The 13,148-nt window shown below is 44.5% G+C and carries 11 protein-coding genes; 7 read left to right on the top strand and 4 right to left on the bottom strand.

Going from position 1 to position 13,148, the window contains the following annotated elements:
* From QA601_16895 to QA601_16865, 7 genes are all read left to right on the top strand, one after another.
* The coding region (locus QA601_16895) for a hypothetical protein (GenBank protein ID MDG5816777.1) at positions 1-190 on the top strand (190 nt) is incomplete at its 5' end.
* Positions 191-287: 97 nt separating this feature from the next.
* Positions 288-2,132 (top strand): lipocalin family protein, encoded by a 1,845-nt coding sequence (locus QA601_16890; protein ID MDG5816776.1) that lies wholly within the window; start codon positions 288-290, stop codon positions 2,130-2,132.
* 256 nt (positions 2,133-2,388) lie between these two features.
* Complete coding sequence (locus QA601_16885; protein MDG5816775.1) at positions 2,389-2,802, top strand: lipocalin family protein; 414 nt, start codon at positions 2,389-2,391, stop codon at positions 2,800-2,802.
* Between the two features lie 280 nt (positions 2,803-3,082).
* A complete protein-coding gene (locus QA601_16880) occupies positions 3,083-3,988 on the top strand; it encodes a hypothetical protein (GenBank protein MDG5816774.1) in 906 nt (301 codons plus the stop codon).
* A gap of 572 nt (positions 3,989-4,560) precedes the next feature.
* The gene (locus QA601_16875) at positions 4,561-5,637 is read left to right on the top strand and encodes an ABC transporter ATP-binding protein (GenBank protein ID MDG5816773.1); all 1,077 of its coding nucleotides are present in this window, start codon (positions 4,561-4,563) and stop codon (positions 5,635-5,637) included.
* A complete protein-coding gene (locus tag QA601_16870; GenBank protein ID MDG5816772.1) occupies positions 5,624-6,412 on the top strand; it encodes an ABC transporter permease in 789 nt (262 codons plus the stop codon). The genes QA601_16875 and QA601_16870 overlap by 14 nt, the downstream gene beginning before the upstream one ends.
* Positions 6,413-6,559: 147 nt before the next feature.
* On the top strand, positions 6,560-9,583 hold the full coding sequence (locus QA601_16865) for a PAS domain S-box protein (GenBank protein ID MDG5816771.1): 3,024 nt from the start codon (positions 6,560-6,562) through the stop codon (positions 9,581-9,583).
* Between the two features lie 191 nt (positions 9,584-9,774).
* On the opposite strand, the gene QA601_16860 is transcribed toward QA601_16865, so the two are convergent.
* The 4 genes from QA601_16860 to QA601_16845 form a co-directional block, all read right to left on the bottom strand.
* Complete coding sequence (locus QA601_16860) at positions 9,775-10,302, bottom strand: hypothetical protein (protein MDG5816770.1); 528 nt, start codon at positions 10,300-10,302, stop codon at positions 9,775-9,777.
* Between the two features lie 70 nt (positions 10,303-10,372).
* Complete coding sequence (locus QA601_16855) at positions 10,373-11,662, bottom strand: 3-isopropylmalate dehydratase large subunit (protein MDG5816769.1); 1,290 nt, start codon at positions 11,660-11,662, stop codon at positions 10,373-10,375.
* Between the two features lie 22 nt (positions 11,663-11,684).
* Complete coding sequence (locus QA601_16850; GenBank protein MDG5816768.1) at positions 11,685-12,296, bottom strand: XRE family transcriptional regulator; 612 nt, start codon at positions 12,294-12,296, stop codon at positions 11,685-11,687.
* Positions 12,297-12,404: 108 nt separating this feature from the next.
* Entirely contained in the window at positions 12,405-13,082 is a 678-nt protein-coding gene (locus QA601_16845) for a DTW domain-containing protein (protein MDG5816767.1), read from the bottom strand.
* Between the last annotated feature and the right edge of the window lie 66 nt (positions 13,083-13,148).

The following is a 13,148-nucleotide window of genomic DNA, read 5'->3' as shown; positions in this document are numbered from 1 at the left end:
ACAAATTTATATCCATTCGGATATAAATTTTCTAAAGAATCAGCGATTAGAAGTACCTGAACACTTTTTTGCTGATGACTTCTCCGACCACTCTGTCGCCCGGATATGTCGTTTCCGAGCGACTCTTGTTCCATTTTTCACACTTCTTTCCTACTTCTACTATCTGTCTGTAACCACTACTCTTTTTTAACATTTTTGTTGTTTTGTTTAGCTTTACCACCTATTTTATTGCAATCAGTTAACATACTTTTACTTTCATTAACACCATCCGAAAGGCGGAATACCTCATGATTGTAAAAAAAGCACTATTCAGCACCCTTTTTGTAGCACTCTTCATTCTCAGTGGCTGCTCAAACCCCTCCTCATCAGACGGCAGCGGTGATGACGCACTGGTTGGTGAATGGGAAGCGGTAGAAATGCAAATCGGTACATCCTATGATGACTTAACAGATAACCTTGCTGTAGGTAATACATTTGAGTTTTTCAGTAACGGTGAGTTTGAATTCAGTGATGGTACAAGTGGAACGTACAGTAACGGAACAATGAATATGTCACAAGCCGGTGTTGAGATTCACTACGCAGAGTATGAGCTTGATGGCGATCAGTTGATTGTGACAGTCGGTCAGGATGGAATATCGCTAACCGTGTATGTGATGGAAAAAGTCGGTGGTGGCGATACCGGAGACAACGGTGATACCGGTGACAACGGTGGTCCCGGAGACAACGGCGATACAATAACCGATATTGTAGGTGAATGGGAAGCGGTAGAAATGCAAACCGGTACCTCCCTGTCTGATTTAACTGATGTCGCTGTTTCAGGAGTAGGAATCGAGTTTTTCAGTAACGGAGATTTTGAATTCAGTGAAGGTAACGTAAGTGGAACGTACAGTAACGGAACAATGAATGTACTTGGCACGAAACTCGGAGAGTATGAGCTTGACGGTGATCAGCTGATAGTGATAATGGGTGAGGAAGGGGTTGCACTACAAGTTTATCTGATGGAAAAAGTCGGTGGAGGCGATACCGGTGACAACGGTGGTCCCGGAGACAACGGAGATACAGTAACCGATATTGTAGGTGAATGGGAAGCGGTAGAAACGCTAATCGGTACATCCTATGATGATTTAACTGAAACCACTGTTTCAGGATTAACATTTGAATTTTTCAGTAACGGTGAGTTTGAACTCAGTGATGGTACAAGTGGAACGTACAGTAACGGAACAATGAGCCTGTCACAAGCCGGTGTCGAAATTCCCTACGCAGAGTATGAGCTTGATGGAGATCAGTTAATTGTGGTAGTGGGCATGGAAGGGGTTGCACTATCTGTTTATATAATGGAGAAAGTTGGTGAAGTAGACAATGGTGGTAACGGTGGCCCTGCTGGTCCCGGTGGCACAGGTGGTGACCCGGAGTTAGTTGGAGAATGGGAGCTTTTTGAGCAAGGCATATCCACAGGTGGAACTCCTACCTTTTACCCAGCTGATGAAGGTGACTGGGAGTTAACACTATATGCAGACGGAACTTTTGACGAAATAGAGTGGGGTTTCAGCTATTCGGGCAATTGGAGTGCCGCAAGTGGTGTACTGGATCTGGATGGGGAAGTTTACGATTATGAATTTGACGGTGATGTTTTAGTGCTAATTCTATCGTTTGATTTAGTTGCTTTTGATGAAATTTTACGTCTCAGGAAAAAAGGAGGCGCAGGAGACGCAGGAGAGACAGGAGAGACAGGAGAGACAGGAGAGACAGGAGAGACAGGAGAGACAGGAGAGACAGGAGAGACAGGAGACGCAGGAGACGCAGGAGACGCAGGAGAGACAAGTGACTTTGATCTTACACTGCTTGAAGGTACTTGGGAAGGAATCGAGGTGGAGTTTGATGGCGGTGGTTTTGAAATGGAATTGGAGCCGGGAGATATTTCAATAACGTTTGATAGTGGAAATGTGACCGTAGTAGGAATAGACATTGTTGATGGAGAGCAATTTACAGAAACCTATAGTTACACTGTTTCAGGAAATAACCTGATTGTTGATGGAGGTAGTCAAACGATCGTTGAGTTAACCAGCTCTACCCTTGTGTTAAGTGAAACCAATGAGGGAATAACCGCTCTAACCACATTCAGAAAGATTTAAAACAAGTAGATATCCATTCGGATATTAATTTCCTAATTTTTCTGATGACTTTTCCGACCACCCTGTCGCCCGGATATGCCGCTTCCGGGCGGCTCTTGCCCATTTTTCACACCCCTTTCCTACTTCTACTATCTGTCTGTATCCACGCCTCTTTTGTAAGAATTTTGTTGTTTTGTTTAGCTTTGCTACCTATTTTATTGCACTCAGTTACTATTCTTTTATTGTCATTAACATCATACGATAAATGGAGTATCTCATGATCAGAAAAAAAGCACTATTCAGTACCCTTTTTGTAGCACTCTTTATTCTCAGTGGCTGCTCAAACCCCTTCTCATCAGACGGCAACGGTGGTGATGTTAATCTTGCACACCTAGAAGGTACTTGGGAAGCAGTGAAAGATGTGTACACTGATGTGGATGGGTATGCCGAAGAATATACTTATGAAGAGGGAGATGCAACACTAACATTTAATTTTGATGGTAGTGGAATGTTAACCGTAAATATATGGGATAGAGTGCGAAATACAGAAACCTATAGTTACACTGTATCAGGAAACAATTTGATTGTTGATGGAGAAAGTATAACGATCGTTGAGTTAACAAGCTCTACCCTTGTAATAAGGGTTTCCTATGAGGGAGAAACCAATGTAGTCACATTCAGAAAGATTTAAAAAAAATTAATATCCATTCGGATATAAATTTCCTAAAAAATCAGCGATAAAAAGTACCTGAGCAACTTTTTTTTCTGATGACTTTTCCGACCATCCTGTCGCCCGGATATGTCGCTTCCGGGCGGCACAGTACTCCTTCCAAACGTACTATACTTTTCAGTTGCCGGCTAAAAAAAACGCAATGCTATGCATTTACCGCAAAAAAATTTCCACTGTTCATTGCTAAAATAGTAGTTTACATTAAACCCGTCAGTCTACTTAAACCAATCCGGAGGCACCCATGGCAGATGATTACGAATCATACCACAAACTTTCCCCCGTTCTTTTAAACACCAGGTTTAAAAAGCTACGACGTCCCGATATGCCGGTTGATGTATCGGCCCATGAAGCAAGGGTGACTGTTTTACTGTTACGCCAGGATGAGGAAAAGCTAAAAAGCATTGGCTACGATACCACCATTACCGATCGCATTGAAGAAGCAGCGGGAACTTTTTCTGTGGCAGAAGCGAAGCTGACGGCGATTCTTGGTGATCAGCTTGAAGCGGTAAAGATTTGGAAAAAACATCGCGATGAGGGATATGACCTTAGAGACCAGGTGCTTGATGCCCTTAAGTTTGCCTGCAGAGAAGATGATGATGCCATGGAGAAATTAAAACCCTTTCCCCGAAGACCTAAACAGGAAATCATGATTCTTAATCTTCACTTTCTCTCTGAGCTGGGGAAAAAATATCAGCACCATCTAAAAAAGATGAATTTCGATATGAAAGTGATTGAAAAATGTAAAACGTTTGGCGATAAACTAAGCCATCTCTATGCCAGCGCCTATTCGGCTGAGAGGCCTTGTCAGATGCGGGTGATTCGAAACAAAGCATTTACACTCATGAAAGAACTTATGGCCCAGGCGCGTGAATATGTCACTTACCTCTTTAAGAAAAACAGCACCCATATAAAACAGTATAGCAGTCAATACCGCAGAAATAAGTACCGTTATAATAAAAAGAAAAGCGCTGCTACTGAAAAAACGGTTAAAACACCCGCTACAACCACAACTCAAAGCACCGATAACGCTTCGGTATCAACCCCAAAAAAGGTGATGAATGAGAAAAAGACTGTTACTGTGGTCAGAAGCGCTAAAAAAAGAATTATCATTGAGCCAAAAGGTCTAACGCCGCGCACAACCGCGTAGTAACTCCTGTCGGCCCCTAAAACCCCCGCCAGCTATTCAGTTCGCCCTATCCTTTTGGGCGAAACGATCTTCCTATGCCTTAAAAGCCCCAAATTTGGTTAAACATCCTCAAAAAACCTGAATATACTCACAAAACTTGCGTACAATGGTTTACCGATGCCTGCTTTTGGTGTTCTATCTGTTGTGTGTAGGCTCAAGAGAGGCTGATTGGGGTCGTGTTTGGCCTGTGGGGCTAGTTCGCTATCAATACAAATACATACGTTTTTACCTGAAAACGCACGTTGTGCACCATGCACACTGAAAAATACCAGTTGCGAACAGCACGTTGCATCTCTGAAAACTTATTATCGACACAAAGAAAACACCAATTTGAAACATTGATAACTGTATACAACTAATTGCAAACAGAGCTGTTTTAAAAACGTGACAGTACTGTTCTCAGGGTATAACCTGTAACTACGCATCAGATCGGAAGTAGGTTATCGGTGATTACAGGTGTAGATTGGTATAGTCTTTAGCATCGATAGCATCGTTATGTATTCATGCATGTAAGTGAAATGAGGTGGCAGGCAGTGAGAATAGAGGTTGGTGCTATACTAATGTGGCCCTATGTGCAGGGATTAGGCTATTTCGATCAATCAACGGGCTATTTTATTTCCCATCCCTCGTTGCCTTGCACTATTTTTGATACACTTTTCCCTGGAGAGCAGATGAATACCAACACTTATGTTATTAGAGCAGACAATATCTGGAAAAAGTACGGAGCTCATACCGCGGTTTCGGGACTGAGCTTTTCGGTTAAAGAGTCTACCTGTTTTGGGTTGTTGGGTCCAAATGGTGCAGGGAAGACCACAATGATGAAGATGATCTACGGGGTTGCGACCCGAACCGGCGATAAAGGCAGTACACTATCCGTTTTTGGTCATGATCCTCAGAGCGATTCTCTGGCCATAAAGTTTATTTCCGGTGTTGTTCCCCAGGAGAATAACCTCGATGAAGAGCTTAACGTGGAGCAGAACCTGAAGGTCTTCGCCCGTTTCTATAATGTGCCTGTCAAAACCGCGCAGAGCAGAATCGATGAGCTGCTTGCCTTTATGGAGCTTGGGAATAAACATAAGGCCAGAATTAAACAGCTTTCGGGTGGAATGAAGCGCAGGTTGATCATTGCGCGGGCTTTGCTCAACAACCCAAAACTTCTGATACTCGATGAGCCAACTACCGGCCTTGATCCGCAGGTACGACACCTTATCTGGGATAAACTTCGCCTTCTTAAACGTCAGGGAATGACTATCCTTCTTACCACCCACTATATGGAAGAGGCGTTTCAGATTTGTGATAATGTGGTGATCATGAATAAGGGCCAAAGCGTTATGGAAGGTAATCCCCAGATGCTTGTTGGCGAGAATATCGAACCCTACGTCATGGAAGTTTACTCAAAGGAGCTGTTTGCGGTGATAACTGATGAAGTATCCGCTCTTTGCTGTAGGGTAGATAGTTCTGCCGATGTAATTCGTATTTACAGTAAAAGCTATGAACCACTGCGTGATCTCTCTAAAAAGCTTACGTTAGGTGGTTATCATTTACGTCAGTCAAACCTTGAAGATCTCTTTTTAAAAGCCACAGGGAGTTCTCTTAATGCCCAGCAGTAATAACCGACTTTACCCATCACTGGCTATCCGCATACTGAGCGTGTGGTACCGTCATTTCAGGGTTTACACCAAAAATATTATCAGTAACGGTCTGCCCCCGTTTTTAGAACCACTTATTTTTCTCGTGGGGTTAGGCATAGGATTGGACCGGTATGTAACAGAGATGAGCGGCTTGCCCTATCTTATTTTTCTGGCAACCGGTCTTCCATTAACAACTGCGATGTACACCGCAGCGTTTGAATGTTCCTATGGAACGTTTATCAGGTATGAGTTTGAAAAGGTTTATGATGGAATGCTTGCAGCACCCCTTTCCGTTTGTGACCTTTTGCTGGGAGAGGTTTTGTGGGCCGGTACCAAGGGTTTTTTCTTCTCTCTTGCGGTGATTTTAGTGCTGTCGGTTTTTGGGCTTATGCCATATCCCGGGGTCCTGTTTACTCCTGTGGTTGGTTTCTTAACCGGTGTACTCTTTGCATCCACATCCTTGCTTATCACCTCATTTGTTTCTAATATCAATCACTTTAACTTCTATTTTACCGGTGTGCTATCACCGATGTTTTTCTTCTCCGGGGTCATCTTCCCGCTGGAAAACCTGCCACGGGTGGTTCAGTATTTTGCCGAGCTGCTTCCTCTTACCCATGCGGTACGCCTGGCGCGCAATCTTAATTTTGCAAACTACGAACCTGTAATTATATGGGATATCGCCTTTATAATTTTATTTACTTTTATCGCAGGGTATTTTGGAATCGGGCGACTAAAACGCAAACTGATTCATTGATACCACGACTCACTAAACCCCTCTACTCTTTGTTCATGAATCGCTCTGGCCTGTCTGTTGCTTACTAAACTCATGGGTGGGGTCTGTCCGTTGACTTCACCTCGTTTTGTTATTTAAAAGCACTGTATCATTTCTCGGGAGGATAGCTTGGCAGATCCGGGCAGAATAGAAAGTCTTTATTTTGATAGAGGTAGTATTGATGCGCTCTGGGAACCTTTGTTGATCCTTGACGAAAATTTTCAGGTACAGATAGCCAATACCTCCTTTTTAACCACCTTTAAGCTTTCAAGAGCGGCTGTTGAGGAAAAAAGTCTGTTTGATATAGGGTTGGGACAATGGTGCACCCCTGATTTGGTTAAAAACCTTCGGCTGATGGTAAAAGAACAGCTAGCTCTTAAGGACCTGAGAATAAGGCATCACTTTCCAATGATAGGTGAGAGGGTAATAGGGGTAAATGCGCAGATCATGAAAAAGGGTGGCGCTTCAAAACAGTATCTAATGCTTTCTATGAGGGATGTGACCAAAGAACCCCAAGAGCCGCGGCAATCGGAGCTTTTGTTCAGAAAGTTTGTTGAAGAGATTCACAGTATAATAATTTCGTTCGATCGTTCAGGCTGTATCACCTACTTCAATAATTTCAGCGAAACCCTTTTTGGTTACAGTCGTGAAGAGGTGGTCGGAAAGCCGTTTGTGGGAACGATCATTCCAACCATCGACTCAAACGGAAGGGATAACAGTAAGGTTTGTGAGCAGATGTTTCATGAGCCCGAGAAGTATTATGCTTACGAGAGTGAAGGGGTGCGAAAAGATGGCAGCCGACTTTCGATTACCTGGAACTCAAGGGCTCTTCGGGACTGCTCAGGGCGGGTGATAGAGATCATTATCGATGGAAACGATATTACGGCTTTAAAGCGGGAGCGTAAAGAGGCTGAAGAGAATGCGTCTATACTTAAAGCGGTGCTTGAGTTTATCCCCGATGGGATAATGGTAATTGATTCTCAAAGGGTGGTAAAGAGAGCAAGCAAAAAGATGGGGGAGCTATTGAATGTCCCGGTCGAACAAATAGTAGATACCAGTGATGCGGGAAGGCTTGAGGCTTTTAATATCACCTGGCCTGACGGAGGACATCTTTCAGGCGGCCAGGAGCTTCCACTGGTAAAATCGGTAACAACGGGACAAAGTTATACCGATTACGAACTGGTGTTTAAAACCAATGGAAAGCAAAAGTATTTGTCGGTAAATAGTGCGGCAATAAAAAACAGTGCCGGTGATATAGTTGGAGCCGTGGGAGTGTGGCATGACCAAACCGGTCAGAAAAGACTTATGAAGGAGTATGATCGTCAGAGATTCTTTCTGCAAACCCTTATCGATAGTATCCCCGTGATGATAACGGTGTATGATCCTTCAGCGAAGCAGTTTACGGTGAATAAGACCTTTGAGCGGATTACCGGATGGACACAACAGCAGGTGCGTAAGAGCGATCTGTTTGAGCTTATCTATCCCGATCCGGAATACAGAAAACGGGTGCAGAAAATAATGTGCTCACCAAAGCCTGAATTCAGTGATTATGCTATGGTGTCAAAGGACGGGGAGGTAATAGAGTCTTCCTGGGCAAATATCGCGCTTCCGGACGGTAGGTATGTGGGAGTGGGTGTTGATATCAGGGAGCGAAAGAGAGCGGAACGTGATCTCAGGGAGATAAAGGAGCGGTATCAACTGGTAAATCTTGCAACCAATGATATCATCTGGGACTGGGATTTGATCACCGATTATTTTTACTGGAATGAGCGGGTTGAAGAAGCCCTGGGGAAAAAGCGAAACGAGATGGCTCCAACGGCTAAAAGTTGGTATGACCACATAGATCCACAGAACAGAGAACGGGTAGTTGGTAGTATACGTAAAGTCATAGCCGAAGGGGAGAGGTTTTGGACAAGTGAATATGGCTTTGGCCCGTTTGGTGGGCCGTATCGTTTGTATCTGGACAGGGGGTATATTGCCAGAGATAAGGATGGCAGAGCATACAGAATGATTGGCTCTATGCTCGACCTTACAGAGAGAAAAAGGGCTGCTGAGGAGATCCGTGTAAAAGAGGAGCGGTATAAAACCCTTTTCACTACAATAGATGAAGGGTTTTGTATACTTAAGATGGTCTTTGATGAACGGGGCGAAGGGGTCGATTATATCTTTCTGGAAACCAACCCGGCTTTTGAACGTCATACGGGGTTGGTAAATGCGGCGGGTAAACGGGCTCGTGATATGGTGCCACACCTGGAAAAGGTATGGCCGAAAGTTTATGGAAAGGTTGCACAAACCGGGGAAAGGCAGAGGTTTATTCAGGGATCAAAGGCAATGGGGCGATGGTTTGAAGTAGAGGCGTTTCGGGTGGGCAGGCCTGATGAAGGAAAGGTGGCTTTGCTGTTTAATGATATTTCGGAGCGAAAGAAATATGAGGATCAGATTCAGCGGCGAACGCACGAACTTGCAGCAGCAAACAATGACCTCGAGTCATTCTCCTATTCTGTTTCTCATGACCTTCGTAACCCTTTGAGTGTTATAGGCAGCTTTTCAGCTATTCTAATGGAAGATTATGCGGAGGTTCTTGATGAAGAGGGGAGGGATCTGCTTCATAGAATAGAAGAAAGCGTAAAAAAGATGCAGCTTCTGATTAGTGATATGCTTAACTTATCACGCATAGGCAGACAGGAATTGCGAATTGAAAAGCTTAATGTTAGCGAAATAGTGACTGCTATTCTCGAGGAATTAAGGAGCTTAGATCAGGAGCGAAAAACCGAATTCCTTATAGAAAAAAATGTCTGGGTTCAGGCAGATCCCCGGTTACTCTATGTGGCACTGGAAAATCTGCTTCGTAATGCCTGGAAATTTACAGCGAAAAAAGAACTTTCCAGAATAGAGTTTGGCACGACAGAAAATGATGCTAAAGTATACTATATAAGGGATAATGGTGCTGGTTTTGAGGGTCAATTCTCGAAAAGAATATTTGAACCGTTCACTCGCGTACACGCTCAGAGGGAGTTTGGAGGAACCGGAATAGGTCTGTCTATTGTAAAAAGAGTGGTAAGTCGTCATGGGGGTGATGTTTGGGCAGAGGGGAAAAAGGCGCAGGGGGCTACCTTCTATTTTACATTGCGCAGTAACTCTTCCGATACCTGAAGGCTCTGTAAATAGAGGTTCGTTCAGGTGGGGAGGGTAGGGGTTTGGAGGAGATTTTCACCGGGTCGCGAAGTAAGCCAAGGGGAATGCTTCTGTTTTCGCGTAAATCAGAGTTTTAGATCATAATCAAACAATCATTGAATAAAAAACGGTGCAGGAAAGATACCTGACACCGTTAAAATGTGTAGCTTTTAATATTTGTTATCAGCGAACTCTACCCATCCACCAGATTTCACCAGTGCTTCATCAAACTGAGAGAGTGAGAAATCGATCTCTTTTTTGCCATCCTTAAATGAGAAAGTAAGTTTCTTACCCTCAACATCCACATCACAGATAACTTCACCCTTGTCTTTAAGAGCAAAGATCTCTTCAACTTTTTCTGCGGGGAGTTCGATGGCGAGCATTCCACCATTGAACATATTTTGTCTGAAAATGCGGGCATAGCTTGAAGCTATTACACAGGTAATATCATTGACTTCAAGTGCCCATGGTGCGTGCTCCCGGGAAGAGCCGCAACCAAAGTTGTCGCGGGTTAAAACCACACGTGCCTTTCCCCGCCACTCACCTGCAGGATCGAACCCCTCAAGGTTAAGGTCTTCCAAAAGGTAGGGGGCAAGTGCTTCCTTCTTTACCTCTGTAAGGTACTTTGCAGGAATAATTTCATCTGTATTGATGTCCGATCTATCGAGAAAAAGAACTGGTCCGCCAAATTGTTTCATATCTATGCCTTTCTTTTGGGCTTTTGATTAAAGCTTCTGGTAAAAAAGAGTACAGCGAAATCGGCTACAACTATCCCATGTATTGAACAGGATCTGTCAGATGGCCGGTTATTCCGCTTGCCGCTGCACTGGCAGGACTTGCAAGATGAACCATTCCACCTTTACCCATGCGTCCGTTAAAGTTACGGTTAGTAGTAGACACACACACTTCGCCTTCAGCCAAAACACCTGTTGACATACCTAAGCATGCACCACAGGTAGGGTTGGCGATGCAGTATCCTGCATCCATAAATATATCCAGAAGACCTTCTTTCATTGCCTGACGATAAATTTCGGGGGTGGCAGGGCTGACTATTCCTCGTACTCCCGGGGCAAGTTTTTTACCTTTGGTCACTTCTGCTGCTATGCGCAGATCCGATATTCTTCCGTTAGTGCAGCTACCGATGTAAACCTGATCGATTGTGGTATCTTCAAGATCTGCCAGTGCTTTTACCTGGTCGGGCTTGAAACCTACAGTTGCCACCGGTTTAAGATCGGTAACATCAATGGTTAACGTTTTTGCATACTGTGCATCAGGATCGGAATGCCACTTTTTGAAGTCTTCAACCGCAGCTTCAAAATCATTATTATAGTCCGAAGTTATAAAGGGCCACAGGTATTCAGCGGTTACTCTGTCGGGCATACACTGACCCGATGTACCGCCGGCTTCAATAGCCATGTTGCAGAGAGTCATGCGCTCTTCCATGTTCATTGTTTCAACCAGTGAACCGCAAAACTCTATGACGTGGTCGGTGGCACCATTAACCGTGAGAGTGCGTATTACTTCAAGAATCACATCCTTGGCAAATACCCCTTTTTGCATTTCGCCACTGATCTCTACCTTTATACTTTTGGGTGGTCTGAATGCGCATACTCCTTTAAGTATCCCTACTTCAAGATCGGTAGTGCCAACACCGGCTGCAAAAGCCCCAAACGCTCCATGAGTGCAGGTATGGCTATCACCCATTATTACGGTGTAACCGGGGCGTATAAAGCCTTTTTCCGGAAACAGCGCATGGCACACACCATTTGCTCCCACATCGAAAAAGTCCTTAATACCGTGCTGCTGAGCCCATTCACGGATAATTTTGGCCTGAGTAGCACTTTTTGAGTCTTTGGACGGGGTAACGTGATCGATCACCGCCTTTATTTTGGTGGGATCGAAAATGCGGTCCTTTTTACGCCACTTAAGATCGGCTATGGCCACAGGAGTTGTAATCTCATGGCACATGACCACATCAAGTGACAGTACATGTGTCCCTTTAAACGGCTCATCCACAAGGTGAGCATCAAAAATCTTTTCGGCAATCGTTTTACCCATAAAAGCCCTTTCGCTAAAACAATTATGTTGAGATCAACTCTGAATTATCATTGAAATAGTCTACGTGCGGGGGTGATATGCTCCACACCGCCCTAAACCACTGTTTTGCTTTGTTGTGTAAAATGTGAGGGAGATAGGATAAAAAGGAGATGCTGTCCCCCTGTTTTATTTGGTGCTGCTCTTCACCGATTTCCAAAAACGCACTGCCCTCAAGCACATAGCCCATCTCTACACCTTCGTGCCCATTTTCACTGAGGGTGGAGGAGGCTCCGGGAGCTGCTTCCAGCAAGAAAAGCTCAGACTGAAATGCGCCGTTTGAGCTGGTGATGAGCTGCTCGTAGCGTATTCCGTGCTGTTCTATGCTCAACCGCTCTTTGGGGCGGTGGATGTTTACCGGCTCTTTGCTGTTTAGGCCTCTGAAAAGCTCAGAAGGATCGAGTCCAAGGGAGTGGCACACCAGTACCAGTGTATCGATGGAGGGCGATACGATTCCCCGCTCAATTTGGCTGAGCATACTGGTTGAAATGCCGGCCTGCGCAGCGACATCGCCCTGGCTGCGGTTGTTTTTCTCCCTGAAGAGCTTTAGCATGCGCCCCATTCTGGGCCGGAACTGTTTAAGTATTTCTTCATTCATTACAGTAATTATAAAACACTGTTGGGGCTGATAGCAAATGGTTTTTGTTGCTGAAGAGTGTTTTTGGTTCTTCCCCGGAGGTGATTTATGGGTGGCAGGTGGGTTATTTTACTGTTTGGGGGCCGGGTGGTTTGGGTTAGATAAGGTTTTTGCGGGATCGATAATAAGGGATCGGTACTGTTCTCGTAGAGAGGCGGCAATGGTTGGCTCTTCATCTAGATTTTCCAGTGCAGCAGCAATGGCTTCAATGGTTGATAGTCCTGCTGATTTGACCTGTTTTCTTAAAGAGGGGTGATTGGGGTTAATGGTGATTCTTTTAAGGCGCAGAAACCACGGGTTTCTCCACCAGAGTGTTTTGGCTTGTTTCCATGATCCGTCGATAGCGATAATCCCCTTTATAACAGAGGTGTCGGTTAAGAGTTGAGATTTTCTGTTTCTGAGAGTAATTGGTTCAGAGGAGGTGTCGTTTTCACTTTTTAGATAGAGGATGGCCCACTCTGAGGGGTTTTGATCACTGGATGTTACAGCTTTAAGGTTTGGCCAGGAGAGACCGGTTTTTAGGGTGCTGTTTGAGAGGGTCAGGTGTGCGAGCGGGGCTGAGTTTAAGATTTTAAATTGTTCCTGTGGGTGCTGCAATATAAGGATAGAGGTGTTGTTGTTGTGAGTTGTTACATGGTCACAAATGCAGTAGGGGTGTTCTCTGAAACAGCGGGAGCAGCTGTTTTGCTTGTTAAATTTTTTGGGGCGCTCACTTTTGGCTCTATTTTTGATTGGTTTTTTGTGCATAGATAGTTCTTTGGAATAGGTGAAAAAAGTGTACCTGGTGTAGTACGGTTTTAAAGATAGTATATG

It is taken from the genome of Chitinispirillales bacterium ANBcel5 (assembly GCA_029688955.1).
GTDB lineage: Bacteria > Fibrobacterota > Chitinivibrionia > Chitinivibrionales > Chitinispirillaceae > Cellulosispirillum > Cellulosispirillum alkaliphilum.
The sequence above is the reverse complement of the archived record's forward strand: the minus strand, read 5'-3'. Positions and strand labels throughout refer to the sequence as shown.